Genomic DNA, 23,728 nt, shown 5'->3' on the forward strand with positions numbered 1-23,728 from the left:
CCATCCCGAACTCAGAAGTGAAACGATGCATCGCCGATGGTAGTGTGGGGTTTCCCCATGTGAGAGTAGGTCATCGTCAAGATTAAATTCCGAAACCCCAATTGCGAAAGCAGTTGGGGTTTTGTTTTGTACGCAGGAAAGTGCCTGGAGGAAGCTGAAGCTCCAACCGTCACGATCGCAACCATTGGGGAAATCCCTCTGAAATGACCGCCCGGTTTTTGGTATGGTGCAGCTCGTTTTTTAACGGACTGATGTCACGCCCAAGGATCGGCGCTCATTTTTTTGTCAAAGAGTGGCTGCAGAAATGCCCGAACCCATCCCAATCAAAGATCACGAAAAAGAGACGCGGCTGGTCAACAAACGCCTGATCGCCTGTGCCTTGTTCGTCTTCGCCATTAGTTGCGCCCTGGTGGTGCGCCTGTACATCTTGCAAGTCGTCGAGTTCGACTACCACTCGACCATCTCCGAAAACAATCGCGTCCATGTCCTGCCGATACCGCCGACACGCGGCCTGATCTACGATCGCAACGGTGTGTTGCTGGCCGACAACCGTCCCAGCTACAACCTGACGATCACAAGAGAGCGCGCGACTGACGTCAACCAGGAGCTGGATGAAGTCATCAACCTCCTGCACCTGCCCGCCGAAGACCGCGCGGTCTTCGACAAGGCCATGAAGCAGTCGCGTCACCCGTTTACACCAGTGACGCTGTTCTACGAGCTGACCGAAGAACAGATCGCCGTGCTGGCAGTCAACGAGTTCCGCCTGCCGGGTCTAGATGTCGAGCCGCAATTCGTTCGTAACTATCCATTGGGCGCACACTTCGCACACTCGATCGGCTATGTCGGCCGTATCAACGAAAAAGAATCCAAGACCCTCGATTCTGTCGAATACCGTGGCACCCAATCCATCGGCAAGACCGGTATCGAACGCTTCTACGAGCCGCAACTGCACGGCCACGTCGGTTACGAGGAAGTTGAGACCAATGCTCAAGGCCGCGTACTGCGCGTGCTGAAACACACCGATCCGATACCAGGCAAAAACATTGTTCTGAGTCTCGACGTCAAACTCCAGGAAGCCGCCGAAGCCGCACTGGGCGACCGTCGCGGCTCGGTGGTTGCGCTGGACCCATCGACCGGCGAAGTGCTGGCCATGGTCAGCAACCCGAGCTTCGACCCCAATCTGTTCGTGACCGGTATCAGCTCCAAGGAATACTCCGCGCTGCGTGACTCCATTGACCGCCCGCTGTTCAACCGCGTGTTGCGCGGCCTGTACGCGCCCGGTTCGACGATCAAGCCAGAGGTGGCGATTGCCGGGCTCGACGCCGGCGTGGTCACGCCTCAGACCCGCGTCTTCGATCCGGGTTACTACCAACTGCCTGATTTCGATCACAAGTACCGCAACTGGAACCACAGCGGCGACGGCTGGGTGGACATGGACGCCGCGATCATGCGCTCCAACGACACCTACTTCTACGACCTGGCGCACAAGCTCGGCATCGATCGCCTGCACGACTACATGGCGATGTTCGGCCTCGGCGAGAAAGTCTCGCTCGACATGTTCGAGGAGTCACCCGGCCTGATGCCGTCCCAAGCCTGGAAACGTGCAACTCGTCGTCAGGCCTGGTTCCCTGGCGAGACTGTGATTCTCGGTATCGGCCAGGGCTACATGCAAGTCACGCCACTGCAACTGGCCCAGGCCACCGCGTTGATCGCCAACAAGGGCGTCTGGAACCGTCCGCATCTGGCCAAGACCGTCGACGGTGTAGCACCGGTGGACGAACACCCGATGCCGAATATCCTGCTAAAGGATCCCCGTGACTGGGAACAGGTCAATCATGGCATGCAGATGGTGATGCACGACGCCCGAGGCATTGCCCGTGCGGCGGCGGCCGGTGCGCAATACCGCATCGCCGGCAAGAGTGGTACGGCGCAGGTGGTGGCGATCAAGCAGGGCGAACGCTACAACCGCGAGAAAACCCTTGAGCGCCATCGCGACAACGCCTTGTTCGTCGGCTTTGCTCCGGCCGAGCATCCGAAGATCGTGATTTCGGTGATGATCGAAAACGGCGAGGCCGGTGGCCGCGTCGCAGGTCCCGTAGTGCGGCAGATCATGGACGCCTGGCTACTCGACCAGGACGGTCACCTCAAGCCGCAATACGCGGCGCCGACCAAAGCGCCGGGCGATCCCCACGTGTAATCCGTCACAGCTTCACAGCACAGGCTCACGCAAGCTGAGCATGTGCTGGAAGCTGTCGAGGAACACCGTTTCAGCCTGAGTCATCTTCTGCTCGCGATTCCACAGCAGCTGAATATCGAAATCCACCACCCCATCCTCCGGCGGCAAACGCCACAGCAAGCCCTGTTCGACATCCCGTCGAACCAGGTGAATCGGCAAACAACCAATCCCGAATCCCGCACAGATCAGGCGATAAATTTCTTCGAAACTGGTGGAGGATGCGACGATCTTGCCGGTAAAGCCCTGTTGATCACGAAACAGCGTCAACGGCGAAAGATTGCCGCCGAGCTGATCACTGGTGAAGCTGACAAAGTTCTCTGCCGCGAGTTGCTCCAGCGTCAGATTCTGCTGCCCGAACAGCCGGTGCCGCTGCCCGCAAAAGTACGCATAGCGCTCACGAAACAAAACCCGTTGTTCCAGCCTTGGCTGCGGTAGACGACACAATCCGACACCTACCGTAGCGGTCTTTTGCAGCAATGAACTGATGATGTTCGAGCTGCCCATCACCTCGACTTCCAGCTCGATTTTCGGGTGAGTTTCGTGGAAATCCGCAAGAAACTCGTCGTAATGCCGCGCCTGCACGCCACTGACGGTGAGGATACGGATCTTGCCGACAACGTCGTCATGGCGGTTCTCGACCACCGTGCCCAAACGGGAAATATCGCCGTAGATATCCGCCGCAATCCGCAGGACTTCTTCCCCGGTTTCCGTCAGATCAAAGCGCCTTCCACTGCGCGCAATCAACACACAATCCAGTTGTTCTTCGAGACGTTTCAACGCCTGGCTGACTGCCGACTGGGTGATGTGCAAGCGGGCAGCGGCACGGCTCATGCTGCCTTCCTGCCCGATCACCAGATACGTGCGGAGCAGGTTCCAGTCCAGCCGGTCATTGAGAAAACGTCGGCCAATCCAAGGATTTGCGGAGGAAGTCATGTAGTAGCCACGCTAATAGTAAAGATAAGTTTTTGAAAATTGACTAATCCTTTCACGGAAGCGATAAAGCCCACAAGCGCCACAGAGCGCGACTGTCAGCCGCCTCGACACCTGCCCAAAACTATAAATACACAGGGTTCTTGCATGCACACCACCGCTCAGCCGCGTCGCGCCGCGGCCGCTGCCTTCATTGGCACGACCATCGAGTTCTACGATTTCTACATCTACGCCACCGCCGCCGCACTGGTGCTCGGCCAAGTGTTCTTTCCCAGCAGCGACCCGGTGACCAGCACCCTCGCCGCGTTCGGCAGTTTTGCTGTCGGCTTCATCGCCCGCCCGATGGCCGGGATGGTGTTCGGTCATTTGGGCGATCGTCTCGGTCGCAAGAAAATGCTGCTGGTGACCATGGCGTTGATGGGCTTGGCCACGGCGGGTATCGGTCTGTTGCCGAGCTACGCCAGCGTCGGTATCTGGGCGCCCATCGGACTGATCGTGTTGCGCCTGATTCAGGGCATTTCCGTCGGCGGCGAGTGGGGCGGGGCAGTGTTGATGGCCAGTGAGCACGCCCCGGCCAAGCGTAAAACCTTCTATGCCTCCTTTGCACAACTCGGCAGCCCGGCGGGTTTGCTGCTGGCGTTGATCGCGTTTCGACTGGTGACGTCGCTGTCGCCGGAAGACTTCCTCGCCTGGGGCTGGCGTCTGCCGTTTCTCGCCAGCGGCGTGCTGATGATGGTCGGCCTGATGATCCGCTCCGGGGTGCATGAATCGCCGGAATTCGCCAAGGCCAAGGACAACAACGAAACCGCTAAATACCCGGTGAAAGACGTGATCCGTCAGTGCTGGCGGCAGATCCTGTTCGCCGCCGCCGCAGTCACCATCGGCTCGGCCGGGTTCTTCTTCACCAACACCTTCATGATCACCTACGTCACCCAATATCAGGGCATTCCGCGCGCGACCATTCTCGACTGCCTGTTCCTGGTGACAGTCATTCAACTGCTGTCGCAACCGTTGTCGGCACTGCTCGCCGAGCGCATCGGCGAAGGCCGATTCCTGATGTTGGTGGCGTTGCTGTGCATGGGCACGCCGTACCCGATGTTCCTGCTGGTCGGCACTCAAAACATTCTGTTGATGACCCTCGGCATCGCTGTCGCGGTGGTGATTCTCTCGGCCTTGTACGCGGTGATCGCCGGGTACATGACTCAGGCCTTCCCGGTGCATCTGCGCTATTCGGGCATCTCCATCGCTTACCAACTGAGCTGTGCAGTGGCCGGCGGCACGACGCCGCTGATCGGCACGCTGCTGGCCAGCAAGTTCTCCGGACAGTGGCTGCCATTGGCGGTGTTCTTCACGCTGCTGTCCGCCCTGTCTCTGATCGGTGTCTGCGGCCTCGCGCGCTTGCGGGCCAACCCGGTCGTCCTTAATACCAACAAAGAGGTGTATTCGTGAGTAAGCCCGCCCACATTGACCCGATCGAATGGCAAGCCCGTTGCGAGCTCGCGGCGTTGTACCGATTGATCGCGCACTTTCGCATGACCGACCTGATCGACACCCACATCACCCTGCGGATTCCGGGGCCTGAGCACCATTTCCTGATCAACCGCTACGGCGTGATTTTCGACCGCATGCGCGCCTCCGATCTGGTGCGCATCGATCAGGACGGACGCATCGTCGACCCTGAATACGCCGGGCATCGAGTCAACGCTGCCGGCTTCGTGATCCACTCGGCGATCCACATGGCGCGGCCGGATCTGAACTGCGTGATCCACACCCACACTGCTGCGGGCATGGCCGTCGCCGCGCAGAAGCAAGGTCTGCTGCCGATCAGTCAGCATGCGTTGAAGTTCTACGGAAAACTCGCTTACCACACCTACGAAGGTATCGCTCTGTCGCTGGACGAGCGCGATCGGTTGATCGCCGACCTCGGCCCGCACCGGGCGATGATCCTGCGCAATCACGGCCTGCTGGTCGGCGGTTCGAGCGTGGCCCAGGCATTCCAGGAAATCCACTTTCTGGAGCGCGCCTGCCAGGCTCAAGTGCAAGCGCTGGCCGGCGGTTGCGAGCTGCATTTCCCGTCGCCGGAAGTCTGTGCCCACACCGCCGAACAGTTCGACCGCGATGAGCAGGACAACATCATCGACCTGGCCTGGGAGGCCGCATTGACCCTGATCGAATCCCAGCGCGAGTCCTATCTGTCATGAACACCGTTGCACTGATGTCCCGCGACACGCTGTTGCTCAAACAATTGCAGGAAGCCTTTGCCCGCCGTGCGCCGCAGCTTTCGGCGGTGCTGGCTGACGATCCCCGTGCGGTGAATGCGCAGATCGCAGCGTGCTGGTTTCCGTTGCCGGACAGCCTCGCCGCGTTGCCCAATCTGCAAGTGATTCACTCGGTCGCCGCCGGGATCGATCATCTGGAACACGATCCGTCGTGCCCGGATTTGCCAGTGTGCAGGGTAGTTGATCCCGGCCATCGCCAAGGCATGACCGAGTATGTGCGCTGGGCGGTGATTCACTTTCATCGCGGCTTCGATCAAGTGCTCGAGCAACAACGCCAACAGCATTGGGAGCGACCGCTGCAACGCCCGGCCCGTGAGTTCCGGATCGGTGTGATGGGGCTCGGCTCGCTCGGCAGCGCGATTGCCCAAGACCTGGCCAGTGCCGGTTATGACGTGCGTGGCTGGGCGCGCAGCAAAAAGGATTTACCGGGCGTGCAGACCTTTGCCGGCACCGGTGCCTTCCACCCGTTCCTCGACGGTGTGGAATTGCTGATCAATCTGTTGCCGCTGACTCACGAGACTCGCGGCATCCTCAATCGCCAGACTTTCGAGCACTTGGCAAACGGCGCGGCGCTGGTCAACGTCGGGCGCGGCGGGCATCTGAACATCGACGATCTGCAACAGGCACTGGCCCGTGGAAATCTGCGCGGTGCACTGCTCGATGTCTTCGAACAGGAACCGCTGCTCGCCGATCATTCGCTGTGGAAAACCCCGGGCGTGACCATCACCCCGCACATGGCTTCGGCAGCCTCCCACGATTGCATCGCCGATCAGATCGCCGAGAACTTTCGCCGTTTGAACGCCGGCGAACCGCTGCTCAACAGCGCGGATCGACTGCTCGGCTATTGATCCGCCAGACGGGCCTGCAAGCGTTCGATGAACAGCGTTTCGGCGCGGCTCATGCGCTGGTCGCGGTTCCACAGTAGATGAATGTCGACATCGGCAATCCCCTCGTTGGGCGGCAGACGCCAGAGCAATCCGGCCTCGACGTCCGCCGCCACCACGTGCTCCGGCAAACAACCGATACCGAACCCGGCGATCACCAGTCGCCGCACTTCCTCCAGGCTTGGCGATGAGGCGACGATGCGTCCGCTGAAGCCTTGCTGATCACGAAAAATCGTCAGCGGCGAAAGCATCCCGCCAATCTGGTCGCTGGTGAAACTGACGAAGTTTTCCCGCTGCAAATCGCCTTCGCCGATGTCCTGTCGGCCAAACAGCGCGTGGTGTTTGCCACAGAAAAACGCATAGCGTTGACGCAGAAACAGACGCTGTTCCAGACGCGGTTGCGGGCGGCGATTGAGGCTAAGGCCGAGCGTCGCGGTTTTCTCCTGAAGGGCGCTGACGATGTCCGAACTGCGCATCACATCGACCTCCAGATCCACCCGTGGATACTGCCGATGAAAGTCAGCGAGGAAGTCATCGAAGCGCTCAGAAAAGATCCGGCTGATGATCAGCAACCGCACCTTGCCGATCACCTCGTCGGCCGGTTGCTCCAGCAGGCTGCTGACCTGGGACATCTGCCCGTAGATCTCGCCGGCCAGTTCGAAGATCTGCTCGCCGACTTCGGTGAGGGCAAAGCGTGGGCCGCGCCGGGCGATTAGCTGGCGACCCAGTTGCTCCTCCAGACGCTTGAGTGCCTGGCTCACCGCCGGTTGAGTCAGGTGCAGACGCGCGGCGGCGCGGCTGATGCTCAGCTCCTGGCCGATCACCCGGAAGGTGCGCAAAAGGTTCCAGTCCAGGCGGTCGTTGAGCAGGCGTTGGACATCGCGTTCGGCCATGGCGGCTCTCGATTATAAGGTGAGGTAATACTCGGAATAATAAATAGAAAATTGACTAATCATAGCCCCGGGACGATAAATCACCCCACGACAGGCGCCGCCAGAGCGCCTTGGATTTACGTTTTCCTCCTGCCAAAAAAACAATCAAAGGAGCCCGACCCCATGAAGCCCCACGCTTCGAACCAGCCGCGCCGTGCGGCGGCCGCAGCCTTCATCGGCACCATGATCGAGTGGTACGACTTTTACATCTACGCCACCGCCGCCGCGCTGGTGTTCGGCGCGCTGTTCTTTCCCTCCGACGATCCGCTGTTCAGCACCATGGCCGCATTCGGCACCTTCGCCGTGGGCTTCTTTGCCCGGCCGCTGGGCGGGATCATTTTCGGTCATATCGGCGACCGTATCGGCCGCAAGAAATCACTGATCATCACGCTGTTGATGATGGGCGTGGTCACGGTGTGCATCGGTCTGTTGCCGACCTACGCGCAGATCGGCGCAACCGCGCCGGTGCTGCTGATTCTGTTGCGCATCGTCCAGGGCATTGCCGTCGGTGGCGAGTGGGGCGGGGCGGTGTTGATGGCCGGCGAGCATGCGCCGAAGGGCCGGCGCAATTTCTTCGCCTCGTTCGCACAACTGGGCAGCCCGGCGGGTTTGATCCTGTCACTGCTGGCCTTCAGTGCCGTGACCCGTTTGCCGGAAGCAGACCTGATGAGCTGGGGCTGGCGCCTGCCGTTCCTCGCCAGTGCGCTGTTGCTGTTGGTGGGCCTGGCGATTCGTCTGGGCGTGAATGAGTCACCGGAATTCCTCGCCAGCCGCGAGCAGGCCAGCAAGCAAATCAAGAAAGAGCAGGCGCCGGTGATGGAAGTCCTGCGCACCGCGTGGCGCCCACTGTTGCTGTGCATCGGCGCCAACACGCTGGGCATCGCCGGGGTGTATTTCACCAACACTTTCATGATCGCCTACACCACTCAGCAACTGGCGCTGCCACGTTCGCTGATTCTCGAATGCCTGTTCTTCGTCGCGATCATCCAGTTCTGCATTCAGCCGCTGGCCGCGTGGACGGCGGAGAAGATCGGCGCGACGCGTTTCCTTTGCCTGGTGTCGCTGCTGGCGATGGCCTCGCCGTATCCGATGTTCGTGCTGGTCAGCTCGGCCCAAGCGCCGCTGATCATCCTCGGCATCGCGCTGGCGGTGGTGTGCATGGCCTCGTTCTATGCGGTGATCGCCGGTTATGTCAGCGGCATGTTCGAGACCCGCGTGCGCTACACCGCGATCTCGTTGGCCTATCAGATCTGCGGCGCGGTGGCCGGTGGGCTGACGCCGCTGATCGGCACGATGCTCGCGCACAAGTTCACCGGGCAGTGGTGGCCGATGGCGGTGTTCTACAGCCTGATCGCCGGCATTTCGCTGGTGTGCGTGCTGTCCCTCGCCCGTCGTCACGCCAGCGCCCATCGCGCGGAACTGGCCCGTGCCTGACCCGGAATTTCAGGAGAACCTCATGTTGAAAATCAATGGCCAACGCCTGTGGGCGAGCCTGATGGCCATGGCCGAAATCGGTGCCACAGCCCGAGGCGGCAGCTGCCGTCTGGCATTGAGCGACGAAGACAAGGCCGGTCGCGAACTGTTCGCCCACTGGTGCCGCGAAGCCGGCATGACCCTGAGCTTGGACGCCATCGGCAACCTGTTCGCCCGTCGCGCCGGCACCGATCCGGACGCCGCGCCGGTGATGATGGGCAGCCACCTCGACACCCAGCCCGAAGGCGGGCGTTTCGACGGCGTCTACGGCGTACTCGCCGGGCTGGAAGTGGTGCGTTGCCTCAACGACCTGAACATCCAGACCCGCAAACCGCTGGAAGTGGCAGTGTGGACCAACGAAGAAGGCGCACGCTTCACCCCGGCCATGTTCGGCTCGGCGGTGTTCACCGGGATCATGGATCTGAACGCCGCGCTGGCGGTGCGTGATGTCGATGGCATCAGCGTTGCAGAAGCTTTGCAGCGTACCGGTTACGCCGGTGATCGCCCGTTGGGAGGCGCGGTGGACGCGTATTTTGAAGCGCACATCGAACAAGGCCCGATCCTCGAGGACAACGCCAAAAGCATCGGCGTGGTCACGGGCGGTCAGGCGATCCGCTGGCTGGACGTGCGCGTGGAAGGCATGGCTGCCCACGCCGGCACCACGCCGATGCCGCTGCGCAAAGATGCGCTGTACGGCGTGGCGCGGATGATTCAGGCGATTGAAGGCTTGGCCACGGATTTTGCCCCCGAAGGCCTGACCACGGTCGGCGAGTTGAGTATCAACAAGTCCTCGCGCAACACCATTCCGGGGCTGGTGAATTTCACCGTCGATCTGCGTCATCACCGCGACGACGCCATTGCCACCATGGAGCAACAAGTCCGCGCCCGCCTGCAGGCGATCGCCGATGGGCGAGGTCTGAATCTGACGATCACCCCGCACTGGATCAGCCCGGCCACACCGTTCGACGCCGAGTGCGTGGCGGCGGTGCAAGAAGCGGTAGATGCGCTGGGCTACGCTCAGCAGTCGATTGTCAGCGGCGCCGGGCATGACGCGATTCACCTCGCGCGCTACTGCCCGACGGCGATGGTGTTCATCCCGTGCGTTGGCGGCCTGAGCCACAACGAAGCCGAAGACGTGTTGCCCGAAGACGTGAAGCAGGGCACCGATGTATTGCTCAACGCCGTGCTGGCCCGCGCCGGTCGAATCGAACAGGGAGCCTGAACCATGCGCAGTTTTTTCCACCCCGAACAATTGCTCCACCATCCACGCAGCTATTACTCGCGCGGGCAGATGCGCACGCCGCAGGAAGTCCCCGAGCGTGCGCAACGTCTGGTGCAGGCCGCACACGGTTTGGGTTTCAGTGTCGAGCAGCCGATCGATGCCGGCCTCGCACCGTTGCTGGCGGTACACGGTGCGCCGTATCTGACGTTCCTTCAGGAAGCGCATGCACGCTGGAAGGAAATCCCCGAAGACTGGGGCGATGAGGTGATGTCGAACATCTTCGTCCGCGAGCCCAACGCCTTGCGCGGCATCCTCGCCCAGGCGGCGCGCTATCTGGCGGACGGCAGTTGCCCGGTCGGCGAGCAGACCTGGCGTTCCGCCTACTGGTCGGCGCAAAGCGCAGTGGCCGGTGCGCAAGCGTTGATCGACGGTGAGCCGGCGGCCTACGCCTTGTGCCGTCCGCCGGGGCACCATGCCCGGGCCGAAGCGGCGGGCGGTTTCTGCTACGTGAACAACGCAGCGGTGGCGGCGCAAGTGCTGCGCGCCAAGTTTGAAAAAGTCGCCGTGCTCGACACCGACATGCACCACGGTCAGGGCATCCAGGAGATTTTTTACGACCGCGATGACGTGCTCTACGTCTCGGTGCATGGTGATCCGACCAACTTCTATCCGGGCGTCGCCGGGTTCGCCGACGAACGCGGCAGCGGCGCGGGGGAGGGCTTCAATCTCAACCTGCCGATGGCCCATGGTTCAAGCGAAGCGGATTTTCTCGGGCAACTGGAAGTCGCTTTGGATGCGGTGCGCGAGTTCGGCGCCGAGGTGCTGGTGCTGTCGCTGGGCTTCGATATCTATGAGCTGGACCCGCAAAGCAAAGTCGCCGTGACCCGTGAGGGCTTTGCGGTACTGGGCGAGCGGATCCGCAGCCTGGGCCTGCCATGCCTGATCGTGCAGGAGGGCGGTTATCACCTGGAAAGTCTCGAAGACAATGCCCGAGCGTTTTTCCTGAATGGCGAGGTGTGGCAACGCTGAGGCACTCCACCTGCCGTAGCGCCGGTGGTGCTTGCCATCGCCCTGAAGCCATCGCAAGCAAGCCCGCACACACATTTGAAATGCGGTTCAAATGTGGGAGCGGGCTTGCCCGCGAAGAAACCCTCGAAACCGCTACAAAAGTCAGGCCCCGGGCACCGGACAGCTCATGTCACCTTCCTCACACTTCAAATACTGCTTGAGCGCCTCGGTTCGCGTCTTTGTCACTGAGGTGATGCAATTGTTGTAGATCAACGGATAAACACTCCCGCCTGCCACCCCGGATGCCGAAAACTTGCACTCGGCATCGCGAAAGCCGATCCATGCCCGTTGCGCGCTCACCAGCATTTTTTTGCCCTCAGGGTTGTCCTTCAAACGGGCGGTGATCTGTTGATAAACCGCGTTCAACTCTTTGTCCGCCGCCTTGTTTTCCTGCGCGGCGCACTGATTCATCGTCGCCTGATCGCTGGCATTGGCGCAGTCCACGGCGGCGTGGACGACGGAAGTGAAAAGAAAGGGTGTCAGGGCCAAAAGCAGGCGTGGGGACATGAGTCATCTCGCTTTGATGAATGAACTTGCCGGGCAGTTTAGCGGCTTCGTCGCGCTAACAAGGTGTGCGATGTCTGGATGCGTTGAGCAACCGTTCGGCAGTCGCGGCAATTTCCTCTCCGTCATGCAGTTTTTCCAGCCACGCGGACGGGATTCCCTGCACGCCGTAATGGGCACCGGCCAACTGACCGACGATGGCGGCCGTGGTGTCCGCGTCATCGCCCAGATTCGCCGCTTGCAGGACGGCGGTGGCAAAACTGTCGGTGTGCTGGAAGCACCATAACGCCGCTTCCAGGGATTCGACACAGTAGCCGCTGCCGCGGATTTCGCGCTCGGTCTTGTGCAGGTAGTTACCCCGGGCAATCGCCGCCACCTTGGGCTGGTTGAAAGATGTTTGGGGCAGAGTGCGCAGTTGCGCTTTCGATGCGCCTTCCAGGGCCTTGCAGAGCAGTTCGGCAAACAACTGGCAACATTCGATGGCCTCGGGCGCCGCGTGGGTGGTGCGTGAACTGTCGGCGGCGAATCGCCTGATTTGCCGGGCATCGGGGAAATAAAACAGAACCACGGGCACCAGTCGCATCAACGAGCCATTGCCGGCGCTATCGGGATCGGTGGAGCCGGCAAACGGCTCTCCGGTGTGTTGATAGCGATCCAGCGCCTGGCTCACGGTCATGCCAATGTCGAAGCATTCGCCGGTCGAGCTCAGATAACCCCATTGCCACCAGTTCAGATAGCGGCCCATCTGATCAGCGGCATCGAATGCGTTTTTGTTCAGCAGACTCTCCGCCAGGCACAACGCCATCGAGGTGTCGTCGGTCCATTGTCCGGGCTTCAAGTGAAAAGGTCCGCCACCGACCATGTCGGTCAGGGGCTGGAAGCTGCCGCGAGGCTGGAATTCGACGGTGGTTCCCACGGCATCGCCGCAGGCCAGGCCGAGCAGGGCGCCACGGTAACGTTCGGGGAGGGAGGGCTGCATGATGACGTCCTTGTGTCGTTCAATTCGCTGGGAACGTTAGCAGTTTCGCCGCGCCGATCCGTGCGCATTCTGACGAACCGGTGATCCAAAATACTGCCGGATATTTCAATCAGACCCGACCGTTGCACTGGATTGATACAACTTCGGATTGGACATGTGGTCATACAAGCCTACTGTTCAAAACAGGAGGTGACGTATGAAACCAGTACCCAACAGCTTTGAACGCAAGATCATGCTCAGGTCGCCGCGCTCCCATGTCTGGCGCGCCCTGGTCGATGCCGAGGCGTTCGGCCAGTGGTTCGGCGTTGCGCTGGAGGGCCGGCGGTTTATCGCGGGCGAATGGACGCAAGGGCAGGTCACGTACCCCGGTTATGAACATGTGTTGTGGAACGTGCTGGTGGAGCGGGTCGAGCCGCAGCAGTTGTTCTCCTTCCGCTGGCACCCCTACGCGGTGAACCCGAAAATCGACTACTCCCAGGAACCGACCACGCTGGTCAGATTCGAATTGCAGGACTACGAGAACGGCACGTTGCTGAAAGTCTCCGAGTCCGGTTTCGCGCACATTCCCGACGTTCGCCAGAAAGAGGCGTATTACATGGACAGCCGGGGCTGGGAGGAACAGTTGAGTCGACTTGAACACTTCCTCGCGGAGAGCGAACGGGCCCGCGAGCGTGAAGGTGGCTGATCTCGGCCTGTTCACGCCGTGGCTGGAACGCTGGGCGCTGGTGCCGGACGGCGAGCCGGTCATCACCCCGGGCAGCCGCCTGTTGCCGGTGCGTCAGGGCGATGTGCCGGCAATGCTGAAAGTCGCGGTGGACGACGAGGAAAAGTACGGCAACCTGCTGATGACCTGGTGGGACGGCGATGGCGCCGCCCGGGTGCTCGCTCATTACGAGGAAGGCCTGTTGCTGGAGCGGGCCATGGGCCAGCGTTCGCTGATGCACATGGCGCTCAACGGCGAAGACGACGAAGCCACACGGATCATGTGTCGAGCGCTGGCGCACCTGCACGCACCGCGACCAACGCCGCCACCCCCGTTGGTGGAACTGGCGCCGTGGTTCGCATCATTAAGAATGGCCGCGACCCGATACGTCGGCCAATACGCCGAATGCCTGCAAACCGCCCAGACCTTGCTCGCCGAGCCGCAGGACGTAGTGGTGCTGCACGGCGACATGCACCACGACAACGTCCTCGATTTCGGCCCACGGGGCTGGCTGGCCATCGACCCCAAGCGGGTGCGGGGCGAGCGCGGTTACGACTACGCCAACCTGATCTGCAACCCGGAACTGCCGACGGCCACCGATCCGGAGCGCTTTCGGCACCAAGTCAATGTGATCTGCGAAGCAGCGGCAATTGAACGCAAGCGCCTGCTGCAATGGGTACTGGCCTTCGCCGGACTGTCTGCCGCGTGGTTCATGGAAGATGACGAGCCAAAAGCCGCCAACGGACAGCTGAAAGTCGCACGACTGGCGGCTTCCGCGCTCAATGCCTGACACGCCTAAGGGTTTTCGGAAGGCGCGCTATGGCGAATGTCTTACACGCGCTGGTAGCTTTTTCGACTATTGCCGATTGGATCCAGAGCGTAATCTAGCCTCATCAACTGAAGCACAGGGAGTGTTTCAGGATCACGGATGATCGACCATTAGCAAGGATCGCTGCCGACAGGGAGTCGATAATGGTCTTGGGAAAAACCCGCTTCGGCGGGTTTTTTTTCGCCCGCAGAAAAGTGACATGCGCAAACAGAAACACCGCCGATCTGGCGGTGTTTCTGCATCTGCAGGTCTTACGAGGCGATCAACTGGCGCAACACGTAATGCAGAATCCCGCCGGACTTGAAGTACTCCACCTCGTTCAAGGTGTCGATGCGGCACAGCACTTCGATTTTCTCCTGCCGTCCGTCTTCACGGGTGATGACCAGGCTCAGGTTCATCCGTGGCGTCAGCTCGACACCGCTCAGGCCCTGGATATCCAGGGTTTCCTTGCCGGTGAGGTTCAGGCTCTTGCGGTTCTGATCCAGTTTGAACTGCAACGGCAGCACGCCCATGCCCACCAGGTTGGAACGGTGGATGCGCTCGAAGCTTTCGGCGATCACCGCTTTCACGCCCAGCAGATTGGTGCCCTTGGCCGCCCAGTCGCGGCTGGAACCGGTGCCGTATTCTTGCCCGGCAATCACCACCAACGGCGTGCCTGAGGCCTGATAACGCATGGCCGCGTCGTAGATCGCCAGTTTCTCGCCGGTCGGAATGTAGATCGTGTTGCCACCTTCTTCGCCGCCGAGCATTTCGTTGCGGATACGGATATTGGCAAACGTGCCGCGCATCATCACTTCGTGGTTGCCCCGGCGCGAGCCGTAGGAGTTGAAGTCCCGTGGCTCGACGCCTTGCTCGCGCAGGTAACGTCCGGCCGGGCTGTCGACCTTGATGTTGCCGGCGGGGGAGATGTGGTCGGTAGTCACCGAATCGCCCAATAGCGCCAGCACTCGTGCACCTTTCACATCGGCGATCACCGGCAATGGCCCGGCAATGTCATCGAAGAACGGCGGATGCTGGATGTAGGTCGAATCCGCCTGCCAGACGTAGGTCGCGGCTTGCGGGACTTCGATGGCTTGCCACTGTTCGTCACCGGCAAACACCTCGGCGTATTCCTTGTGGAACATCGCCGTGTTGACCTGATTTACCGCGTCGGCGATTTCCTTGCTGCTCGGCCAGATGTCGCGCAGGTAAACCGGGTTGCCCTGCTGGTCATTGCCCAGCGGCTCGCTGCTGATGTCGGTGCGCACAGTGCCGGCCAGGGCGTAGGCGACCACCAGTGGCGGTGACGCCAGCCAGTTGGTTTTCACCAGCGGATGCACCCGGCCTTCAAAGTTGCGGTTGCCGGACAGCACCGAAGCCACGGTCAGGTCGGCTTTCTGGATGGCTTTTTCGATCGGTTCAGGCAGCGGCCCGGAGTTGCCGATGCAAGTGGTGCAGCCGTAACCCACCAGTGAAAACCCGAGCTGGTCGAGGTACTGCGTCAGCCCGGCGGCCTTGTAGTAATCGGTGACCACTTTCGACCCCGGTGCCAATGAGCTTTTCACCCACGGCTTGCGGGTCAGGCCTTTTTCCACGGCTTTTTTCGCCAGCAGGCCGGCGGCCATCATCACGCTCGGGTTGGAGGTGTTGGTGCAGGAGGTGATCGCGGCAATCACCACGGCGCCGTTTTTCAGGCGATAGGTGTGGCCGTCGTACTCGTAATCCGTTTCGCCGACCAAGTCGGCATTGCCCACGGCGACACCGCCGCCGCCCTCGCTTTCAAGACGTCCTTCTTCCTTGCTGGTGGGTTTGAATTGCAGGTCGAGGAAGTCGCTGAACGCCTGGCCGACATTCGGCAGCGAGACTCGGTCCTGTGGGCGTTTCGGCCCGGCGAGGCTGGCTTCGACGCTGCCCATGTCCAGCGCCAGGCTGTCGGTGAACACCGGTTCCTGACCGGGCAGGCGCCACAGACCCTGAGCCTTGGTGTAGGCCTCGACCAGTTTCACCACTTCAGGCGGACGGCCGGACAGGCGCAGGTAGTCGAGGGTCACGTCATCCACCGGGAAGAAACCGCAGGTCGCGCCATATTCCGGGGCCATGTTGGCGATGGTCGCGCGGTCGGCCAGCGGCAGGTCGGCGAGGCCGTCGCCATAGAACTCGACGAATTTGCCGACCACGCCTTTCTTGCGCAGCATCTGGGTGACGGTCAGCACCAGGTCGGTGGCGGTGATGCCTTCCTTGAGCTTGCCGGTGAGTTTGAAACCGATCACTTCCGGAATCAGCATCGACACCGGTTGCCCGAGCATCGCCGCTTCCGCCTCGATCCCGCCCACGCCCCAGCCCAGTACGCCGAGGCCGTTGATCATGGTGGTGTGGGAGTCGGTGCCGACCAGTGTGTCGGGGAAGGCATAGGTACGGCCGTCTTCGTCCTTGGTCCACACCGTGCGACCGAGGTATTCGAGGTTGACCTGGTGGCAGATCCCGGTGCCCGGCGGCACCACGCTGAAGTTATCGAAGGCGCTCTGGCCCCAGCGCAGGAAGGCGTAGCGTTCGCCGTTGCGCTGCATTTCGATGTCGACGTTCTGTTCGAAGGCGCTGGCGCTGGCGAACTTGTCGACCATCACCGAGTGGTCGATCACCAGATCCACCGGCGACAGCGGGTTGATCCGCTGCGGATCACCACCGGCCTTGGCCATGGCGGCGCGCATCGCGGCCAGATCGACGACCGCCGGTACGCCGGTAAAGTCCTGCATCAGCACACGGGCAGGGCGGTACTGGATTTCCCGGTCGGAGCGGCGCTCCTTGAGCCACGCGGCAAGCGCCTTGAGGTCGGCGCCGGTGACGGTTTTTTCATCTTCCCAGCGCAGCAGGTTTTCCAGCAGAACTTTCAGCGACATCGGCAGCCTGTCGAGATCGCCCAAGGTCTTGGCGGCATCCGGCAGGCTGAAATAGTGGTAAGTCTTGTCATCGACTTTGAGGGTTTTCAGAGAATTCAGACTATCGAGGGACGGCATTACGATCACTCCTTTGAATCCGCACGGCTACGGATTGAGGGGACGGGCAGAGCTATCAACGTAGCCCTGTTTTCAGTAGCTGGCTAATAACTGGACTCTATGGGCAAGTCCAAGGTTCCGACATGGGCTATCATGCGCCGGTTTTCGTGACAGGCTTTGCTTCAACGCAGGGTCTGGGCATCGCGCAGGGGATGAATGATCGCCCTCTGCCCAGGAGTAAGAATGAACACCCTATTCATGCATTGCCGGCCAGGCTTCGAAGGCGAAGTCTGCTCGGAGATTTCCGACCTCGCCGCCCAACTGAACGTGGCCGGCTACGCCAGGGCCAAACCGGCCACCGCTTGCGCCGAGTTCGTCTGCACCGAAGAAGACGGTGCCGAGCGCCTGATGCGCGGTCAGCGTTTCGCCGAGTTGATCTTCCCGCGCCAGTGGGCGCGCGGGTTTTTCATCGATCTGCCGGAAAACGACCGCATCAGCGTGATCCTCGCGCACATGGCTGAATTCCCGGTCTGTGGCAGCCTGTGGCTGGAAGTCGTCGACACCAACGACGGCAAGGAATTGTCGAATTTCTGCAAGAAGTTCGAAGGCCCACTGCGCAAGGCGCTGACCGGCGCCGGCAAACTGGTGGAGGACGCGAGCAAGCCGCGCCTGCTGCTGACCTTCAAGAGCGGTCGTGAGGTGTTTCTCGGTCTGGCCGACGCCGGCAACTCGGCGATGTGGCCGATGGGCATTCCGCGCCTGAAGTTCCCACGCGAGGCGCCGAGCCGTTCGACCCTGAAACTGGAAGAGGCCTGGCACCACTTCATCCCCCGCGATCAGTGGGAAGATCGCCTGCACAGCGACATGACCGGCGTCGACCTCGGCGCGGCGCCGGGCGGCTGGACCTGGCAACTGGTCAATCGCGGCATGCTGGTGACGGCCATCGACAACGGCCCGATGGCCGAAAGCTTGATGGACACCGGTCTGGTGCAGCATTTGATGGCTGACGGCTTTACCTTCAAACCGAAGCAGCCGGTGGACTGGATGGTTTGCGACATCGTCGAGAAACCGGCGCGCAATGCCGCGATGCTCGAAGAGTGGATCGGCGAGGGGCATTGCCGGGAAGCAGTGGTCAACCTGAAGTTGCCGATGAAGCAGCGTTACGCCGAAGTGAAGCGCTTGCTCGAGCGTATCGCCGACGGTTTCAAGGCCCGTGGGATCAAGGTCGACATCGGTTGCAAGCAGCTGTACCACGACCGTGAGGAAGTGACCTGCCATCTGCGCCGCCATGACGTGAAGAAAGCCAAAGCCCGCTGAGCGCACGACAGGTGACCGAATACCCGGCATTGGGCGACAATGCCGGCCAGTTTCAGGAGTGAATCATGAGTGAAATGATCGATACGCCGGTCGACGGCACCCTCGACGCCACGGGCCTCAACTGCCCGGAGCCGGTGATGATGCTGCACCAGCACATCCGCGACCTGGTGCCCGGTGGCCTGCTCAAGGTGATCGCCACCGACCCGTCGACCCGCCGCGACATCCCCAAGTTCTGCGTGTTTCTCGACCATGAATTGGTGGGGCAGCACGAAGAAGCCGGGACCTATCTGTACTGGATCCGCAAGAAGTCCGGTTGATCGCAAGGCAAAAAAAGACCTGCAAATGCAGGTCTTTTTTTATGGCCGGTCAGCCCATCAAGCGGCTGATGCGAATGCGTTTGCGTGCGCTGCGCGTCAGGCGGATCGACAGCATCAGCGCCGCGCAGCTGAGGCCGACGATCAAACCTTCCCACAAGCCGCTCGGGCCACGCGGTTCGCCGAGCCAGTCGGTCAGGCCGAGTGCGTAACCCACCGGCAGACCGATACCCCAATAGGCGAACAGGGTCAGGATCATCGTCACCCGGGTGTCCTGATAACCGCGCAGGGCGCCAGCAGCGGTAACCTGAATCGCGTCGGAGAACTGGAACAGCGCCGAGTACACGATCAGCATCGCCGCGATATGAATCACCATCGGATCGGAGGTGTAGATCGCAGCAATATGTTCGCGCATCAGCAGCATCATGCTCGCCGACAGGCAGGCGTAAGCCAGCGCGGTGCCCATGCCGACACCCGCGGCGAAACGCGCTTCACGGGGTTCTTCACGGCCCAGGGCCTGGCCGACCCGCACGGTCACGGCCATGCCCAGCGAGTACGGAATCATGAACACCAGGGAGCTGACGTTCAGCGCGATCTGATGCCCGGCCACCACCGTGGCGCCGAGGCTGCCGATCAGCAGCGCGATCACCGCGAAGATGCTCGACTCGGCAAACACCGCGACGCCGATCGGCAGACCGATGGCCAGCAAACGCTTGATCACCGCCCATTGCGGCCAGTCGAACCGGCTGAACAGTTCGCTCGACTTGTAGGCTGGTGCCCAGCGCTCATAACCGGCCAGACCCAGCGCCATCACCCACATCACGATCGCCGTGGCCCAGCCGCAGCCGACGCCGCCCATCGCAGGCACGCCAAAGTGGCCATAAATGAACACGTAGTTCAGCGGAATGTTCAGCGCCAGCCCACACAGGCCCAGCACCATCGCCGGCCGCGTGCGGCCGAGGCCGTCACTGGTGCAGCGCAGCACGTGATAGAAGGCCACCGCCGGCAGACCGCTGGCGATGCCGTGCAGGTACTGCATGCACGGGCCGATCAGCTCCGGATCGACTTTCATCAGGTGCAGGATCGGTTCGGCGCTGAACAGCATGATGGTCGCCATCAGGCCCACCACCAGAGCCAGCCAAAGGGCCTGACGCACAATCGGGCCGATTTCGCTGTGGGTGCCGGCACCGAAGCGCTGGGCGACTTTCGGGGTGGTGGCCAGCAGGGTGCCGGTCATCAGCAGGAACACCGGCACCCAGATCGAGTTGCCCAGCGCCACGGCCGCCAAATCCTTGGGCCCCACGCGCCCGGCCATCACCGCATCGACGAAGCCCATGGCGGTGGTCGCCAGTTGCGCGATCATGATCGGCAGGGCCAGACCGAGCAGATTTTTCAGCTCCAGGCGAACCCGGGCAGGGCGGTTGAGGGAAACGGCGGCAGGGCGGTCAGTCACGGAATTCACAGGCAAAGCGTCCACAGGGGTTGATGCGCAAGGCCGGGCATTCTACGCCGCTGACGTAACGGTCAGGAAAAATCCTCTGTTGCGTATTTGTAATCGCGGCGCCTCATCAAGAAATCACAGCCTGCTGGCTCATCGCAGTCCCAGCGCCTACACTGCCGATCCGCCCAAGGAGCCCCGCCATGTTGATTGTTGCCGACGAAAATATCCCGCTGCTCGATGCCTTTTTTGCCGGTTTCGGCGAGATCCGCCGGGTTTCGGGTCGTTCCATCGACCGGGCCACGGTCGAACACGCCGACGTGCTGCTGGTGCGCTCGGTGACCCACGTCAATCGCGCATTGCTGGAAGGCAGCAAGGTGCGTTTTGTCGGCACCTGCACGATCGGCACCGATCATCTGGATCTCGATTACTTCAACGAGGCCGGCATCACCTGGTCCAGCGCGCCCGGTTGCAATGCCCGGGGCGTGGTCGATTACGTGCTGGGCAGCCTGATGACCCTGGCGGAAATTGAAGGCGTCGATTTGCGTGAACGTACTTACGGTGTGATCGGTGCCGGTGAAGTCGGCGGTCGCCTGATCAAGGTCCTGAAAGGCTTGGGCTGGAACGTGAAAGTCTGCGACCCGCCACGTCAGGCGGCCGAGGGCGGCGACTATGTCAGCCTGGAGCAGATCATCGCGCAGTGCGATGTGATCAGCCTGCATACCCCGCTGACCCGCAGCGGTGACGGTGCGACCTGGCATCTGTTCGACGAGCAGCGTTTGCAGCAGCTCAAGCCCGGTGCCTGGCTGATCAACGCAGCTCGTGGTCCGGTAGTGGATAACACCGCGTTGCGCGAGGTGCTGCTGGAGCGAGAAGACCTGCAAGCAGTGCTCGATGTCTGGGAGGCCGAACCGCAAGTCGATGTGGCGCTGGCCGAGCTCTGCGTGCTGGCGACGCCGCACATCGCCGGTTACAGCCTCGACGGCAAACAGCGCGGTACGGCGCAGATCTATCAGGCGTACTGCGAATTTATCGGTGAGCCGGCCAGCATTCAGCTCGGTGATCTGCTGCCGGCGCCGTGGCTGTCGGAGGTTTCCCTGCATGCCGACAGCGATCCGGCTTGGGCGCTGGCGATGTTGTGCCGTGGCGTGTATGACCCGCGCCGGGACGACGCGGATTTCCGTCGCACGCTGCTGGGCAGTGTCGGTGAGCAACGTGCCGCGTTTGATCTGCTGCGCAAACAGTATCCATCGCGACGCGAGATCGAAGGTTTGAAGGTGCGGATCGACGGTGATTCGCCGTCCCTGCGCCAGATCGTGACCGCGCTGGGCGCTGTGGCCGTATAAACAGCGGGCAGAAAAAACCCGGCCTGCAAGGGCCGGGTCAGGAAGACGGTGGCGATATCACTTTTGTTCGGCAGGCTTGACCAATCGCTGCTCCAGTTCGCGGCAGGCGTCCTGGATCATGTCTTCAGTGATCTCGATTTCACGCCCGTTTTCGTCGATGATCGAGCAACCCAGAGGTTGGCCGGGCTTGGTGCGGATCACTTCAATCTTGTCATCGCTGCTGTTTTGCAAGGACATGGCCTGTCTCCTCATCAGGTTGTGTGCCTAGGTTAAAACCGTCAGGTGACCAGGCTGTGACAACTCCCTGCGGTCGGTCCGGAACGGCATCTCCACTCAAACAGAAATGACCGTCTGTCTCAACCCGGACCTTAGACCAATAGCGTCTAGGGGGTAGTCTTGCCGGTCATAATTAACCTGACTCATTGTGATTTGCAGAGTTCCACCCCATTTGACTCTGTAGGCTGGCCCTATCCATCAGCACACGACGTGAACCTGAATGATCTCGATGCTTTCCTCGCGCCACCGCCGGGCCTTGCGCCTGACCAGTCATTTCCTTGCTCCCTATCGCTGGCCGGCCTTCGGCGCACTGCTGGCGCTGATCGTCACGGCGGGCATCACCCTGTCGATGGGGCAGGGCATCAAGCTGCTGGTCGATCAAGGCTTCATGACCCAGTCGCCGCACTTGCTCAACCAATCCATCGGCCTGTTCATGCTGTTGGTGTTCGGCCTGGCGGTCGGCACCTTTGCGCGGTTTTACCTGGTGTCGTGGATCGGTGAGCGCGTGGTGGCAGACATTCGCCGGCAGGTGTTCAACCATCTGGTGTACCTGCATCCCGGGTTCTACGAAGACAACCGCAGCTCGGAAATCCAGTCGCGTCTGACCGCTGACACCACGTTGCTGCAATCGGTGATCGGCTCGTCGCTGTCGCTGTTCCTGCGTAATCTGCTGATGGTCATTGGCGGTGTCGTGTTGCTGTTCATCACCAACCCAAAGCTCACCAGCATCGTAGTGATCGCGCTGCCGCTGGTGATTGCGCCGATCCTGATTTTCGGCCGTCGCGTGCGCAACCTCTCCCGGCTGAGTCAGGACCGGATTGCCGACATTGGCAGTTATGTGTCGGAAACCCTCGGCCAGATCAAAACCGTGCAGGCCTACAACCATCAGGTGCAGGACGAACAGCGGTTCGCCAGCACCGTCGAGCAGGCGTTCGAGACCGCGCGCAAACGGATTTTCCAGCGGGCCTGGCTGATCACGCTGGTGATCGTGCTGGTGCTCGGCGCCGTCGCGGTGATGTTGTGGGTCGGCGGCATGGACGTGATCGCGGGGCGGATTTCGGCGGGTGAACTGGCGGCGTTCGTGTTTTACAGCCTGATTGTTGGCAGTGCGTTTGGCACGTTGAGCGAAGTGATTGGCGAGTTGCAGCGAGCAGCCGGCGCCGCCGAGCGCATCGCCGAATTGCTGCGTTCGGAGAACATCATTCAGCCACCGACCGCGGGATTGGTGACGCTGCCGGAGCGAGTCAAAGGCGAACTGGAATTACAGGATGTGCGTTTTTCCTACCCTTCGCGTCCCGAAAGTCTTGCCGTCGATGGCTTGAGTCTGACGATCAACGCCGGAGAAACCCTCGCGCTTGTAGGACCGTCCGGCGCGGGCAAGTCCACGGTGTATGACTTGCTGCTGCGTTTCTACGATCCCCGGGAAGGGCGGATCCTGATCGATGGCGTGCCGCTGACGAGCCTTGATCCGCTGGACTTGCGTCGCTGCTTCGCGCTGGTCTCGCAAACCCCGGCGCTGTTCTTCGGCAGCGTCGAAGAGAACATTCGCTACGGCTGCCCCACCGCCACGCTGGAGCAGGTGCGGGAAGCCGCGAAAATCGCCCACGCCCACGACTTCATCGAACAGATGCCCGACGGCTACCAGACCCATCTGGGCGACGGTGGCCTCGGTCTGTCAGGCGGACAACGCCAGCGCCTGGCCATTGCCCGGGCGTTGCTGGTCGACGCGCCGATCCTGCTGCTCGACGAAGCCACCAGCGCCCTTGACGCCCAAAGCGAACACCTGATCCAGCAAGCGCTGCCGAGCCTGATGCAAAACCGCACCACGCTGGTCATCGCCCACCGGTTGGCCACGGTGAAAAACGCCGACCGGATCGCGGTGATGGATCAGGGCAAACTGGTGGCGATCGGCACACATCAGGAGTTGATTGCCAGTAATCCGCTGTATGCGCGGTTGGCGGCGTTGCAGTTCAGTGATGGTCATCAAGCTTCGACCGACCCTGTAACCGACTAAGTAACCGACCCA

General features: G+C 61.4%; 20 protein-coding genes. 13 read left to right on the forward strand and 7 right to left on the reverse strand.

The window, feature by feature from the left end:
* Positions 1–304 precede the first annotated feature (304 nt).
* The gene (gene mrdA / locus CAG25_RS20250) at positions 305–2,197 is read left to right on the forward strand and encodes a penicillin-binding protein 2 (RefSeq protein WP_085613100.1); all 1,893 of its coding nucleotides are present in this window, start codon (positions 305–307) and stop codon (positions 2,195–2,197) included.
* Between the two features lie 12 nt (positions 2,198–2,209).
* On the opposite strand, the gene CAG25_RS20255 is transcribed toward mrdA, so the two are convergent.
* A complete protein-coding gene (locus CAG25_RS20255; protein WP_064381145.1) occupies positions 2,210–3,169 on the reverse strand; it encodes a LysR family transcriptional regulator in 960 nt (319 codons plus the stop codon).
* Between the two features lie 144 nt (positions 3,170–3,313).
* Between CAG25_RS20255 and CAG25_RS20260 the strand changes: the two genes are divergently transcribed.
* From CAG25_RS20260 to CAG25_RS20270, 3 genes are read left to right on the forward strand one after another with little or no spacing between them, the layout of a single operon-like run.
* On the forward strand, positions 3,314–4,615 hold the full coding sequence (locus tag CAG25_RS20260) for an MFS transporter (protein WP_085613101.1): 1,302 nt from the start codon (positions 3,314–3,316) through the stop codon (positions 4,613–4,615).
* On the forward strand, positions 4,612–5,367 hold the full coding sequence (locus CAG25_RS20265) for a class II aldolase/adducin family protein (protein WP_064598177.1): 756 nt from the start codon (positions 4,612–4,614) through the stop codon (positions 5,365–5,367). The genes CAG25_RS20260 and CAG25_RS20265 overlap by 4 nt, the downstream gene beginning before the upstream one ends.
* Positions 5,364–6,293, forward strand: coding sequence for a glyoxylate/hydroxypyruvate reductase A (locus CAG25_RS20270; protein WP_085613102.1), 930 nt, complete (start codon positions 5,364–5,366; stop codon positions 6,291–6,293). Before CAG25_RS20265 ends, CAG25_RS20270 begins: the two co-directional genes overlap by 4 nt.
* On the opposite strand, the gene CAG25_RS20275 is transcribed toward CAG25_RS20270, so the two are convergent.
* The gene (locus tag CAG25_RS20275) at positions 6,287–7,222 is read right to left on the reverse strand and encodes a LysR family transcriptional regulator (RefSeq protein WP_085613103.1); all 936 of its coding nucleotides are present in this window, start codon (positions 7,220–7,222) and stop codon (positions 6,287–6,289) included. The genes CAG25_RS20270 and CAG25_RS20275 overlap by 7 nt on opposite strands.
* 162 nt (positions 7,223–7,384) lie before the next feature.
* Here CAG25_RS20275 and CAG25_RS20280 point away from each other — a divergent pair, with 162 nt between their 5' ends.
* From CAG25_RS20280 to CAG25_RS20290, 3 genes are read left to right on the forward strand one after another with little or no spacing between them, the layout of a single operon-like run.
* Positions 7,385–8,695, forward strand: a complete 1,311-nt coding sequence (locus tag CAG25_RS20280) for an MFS transporter (RefSeq protein ID WP_085613104.1) — start codon at positions 7,385–7,387, stop codon at positions 8,693–8,695.
* 22 nt (positions 8,696–8,717) lie between these two features.
* Positions 8,718–9,956, forward strand: a complete 1,239-nt coding sequence (locus tag CAG25_RS20285) for a Zn-dependent hydrolase (protein ID WP_085613105.1) — start codon at positions 8,718–8,720, stop codon at positions 9,954–9,956.
* A 3-nt stretch (positions 9,957–9,959) separates the two neighbouring features.
* The gene (locus CAG25_RS20290; protein ID WP_085613106.1) at positions 9,960–10,985 is read left to right on the forward strand and encodes a histone deacetylase family protein; all 1,026 of its coding nucleotides are present in this window, start codon (positions 9,960–9,962) and stop codon (positions 10,983–10,985) included.
* Between the two features lie 141 nt (positions 10,986–11,126).
* Here the strand turns inward: CAG25_RS20290 and CAG25_RS20295 are convergent, their stop codons facing one another.
* Together CAG25_RS20295 and CAG25_RS20300 are read right to left on the reverse strand one after the other, a co-directional pair.
* Entirely contained in the window at positions 11,127–11,531 is a 405-nt protein-coding gene (locus CAG25_RS20295; RefSeq protein ID WP_085613107.1) for a lysozyme inhibitor LprI family protein, read from the reverse strand.
* Between the two features lie 55 nt (positions 11,532–11,586).
* Positions 11,587–12,507, reverse strand: coding sequence for an ADP-ribosylglycohydrolase family protein (locus CAG25_RS20300; protein ID WP_085613108.1), 921 nt, complete (start codon positions 12,505–12,507; stop codon positions 11,587–11,589).
* 196 nt (positions 12,508–12,703) lie between these two features.
* Here CAG25_RS20300 and CAG25_RS20305 point away from each other — a divergent pair, with 196 nt between their 5' ends.
* Positions 12,704–13,192 carry an SRPBCC family protein gene (locus CAG25_RS20305; protein WP_085613109.1) on the forward strand — a complete coding sequence of 163 codons (489 nt, stop codon included), beginning with the start codon at positions 12,704–12,706 and terminating at the stop codon, positions 13,190–13,192.
* Positions 13,185–14,000, forward strand: coding sequence for an aminoglycoside phosphotransferase family protein (locus CAG25_RS20310; protein ID WP_085613180.1), 816 nt, complete (start codon positions 13,185–13,187; stop codon positions 13,998–14,000). The genes CAG25_RS20305 and CAG25_RS20310 overlap by 8 nt, the downstream gene beginning before the upstream one ends.
* A 290-nt stretch (positions 14,001–14,290) precedes the next feature.
* On the opposite strand, the gene acnA is transcribed toward CAG25_RS20310, so the two are convergent.
* Positions 14,291–17,032, reverse strand: a complete 2,742-nt coding sequence (gene acnA / locus CAG25_RS20315) for an aconitate hydratase AcnA (RefSeq protein WP_085613110.1) — start codon at positions 17,030–17,032, stop codon at positions 14,291–14,293.
* 222 nt (positions 17,033–17,254) lie between these two features.
* Between acnA and rlmM the strand changes: the two genes are divergently transcribed.
* Together rlmM and tusA are read left to right on the forward strand one after the other, a co-directional pair.
* On the forward strand, positions 17,255–18,328 hold the full coding sequence (gene rlmM / locus CAG25_RS20320) for a 23S rRNA (cytidine(2498)-2'-O)-methyltransferase RlmM (RefSeq protein WP_085613111.1): 1,074 nt from the start codon (positions 17,255–17,257) through the stop codon (positions 18,326–18,328).
* A gap of 65 nt (positions 18,329–18,393) precedes the next feature.
* Positions 18,394–18,645: a sulfurtransferase TusA gene (tusA, locus tag CAG25_RS20325; protein ID WP_007953079.1), complete on the forward strand. Its 252-nt coding sequence runs from the start codon at positions 18,394–18,396 to the stop codon at positions 18,643–18,645.
* A 49-nt stretch (positions 18,646–18,694) separates the two neighbouring features.
* Here the strand turns inward: tusA and CAG25_RS20330 are convergent, their stop codons facing one another.
* A complete protein-coding gene (locus CAG25_RS20330; RefSeq protein ID WP_085613112.1) occupies positions 18,695–20,104 on the reverse strand; it encodes an MATE family efflux transporter in 1,410 nt (469 codons plus the stop codon).
* Positions 20,105–20,283: 179 nt separating this feature from the next.
* Here CAG25_RS20330 and pdxB point away from each other — a divergent pair, with 179 nt between their 5' ends.
* Positions 20,284–21,426: a 4-phosphoerythronate dehydrogenase PdxB gene (gene pdxB / locus CAG25_RS20335; RefSeq protein WP_085613113.1), complete on the forward strand. Its 1,143-nt coding sequence runs from the start codon at positions 20,284–20,286 to the stop codon at positions 21,424–21,426.
* A 57-nt stretch (positions 21,427–21,483) separates the two neighbouring features.
* On the opposite strand, the gene CAG25_RS20340 is transcribed toward pdxB, so the two are convergent.
* Positions 21,484–21,663 (reverse strand): PA1571 family protein, encoded by a 180-nt coding sequence (locus tag CAG25_RS20340; protein ID WP_085613114.1) that lies wholly within the window; start codon positions 21,661–21,663, stop codon positions 21,484–21,486.
* 259 nt (positions 21,664–21,922) lie between these two features.
* Here CAG25_RS20340 and CAG25_RS20345 point away from each other — a divergent pair, with 259 nt between their 5' ends.
* Positions 21,923–23,716 (forward strand): ABC transporter transmembrane domain-containing protein, encoded by a 1,794-nt coding sequence (locus CAG25_RS20345; protein ID WP_178076495.1) that lies wholly within the window; start codon positions 21,923–21,925, stop codon positions 23,714–23,716.
* Positions 23,717–23,728: the final 12 nt, after the last annotated feature.

The organism is Pseudomonas sp. B16(2017) (assembly GCF_002113205.1).
Lineage (GTDB): Bacteria > Pseudomonadota > Gammaproteobacteria > Pseudomonadales > Pseudomonadaceae > Aquipseudomonas > Aquipseudomonas pharyngis.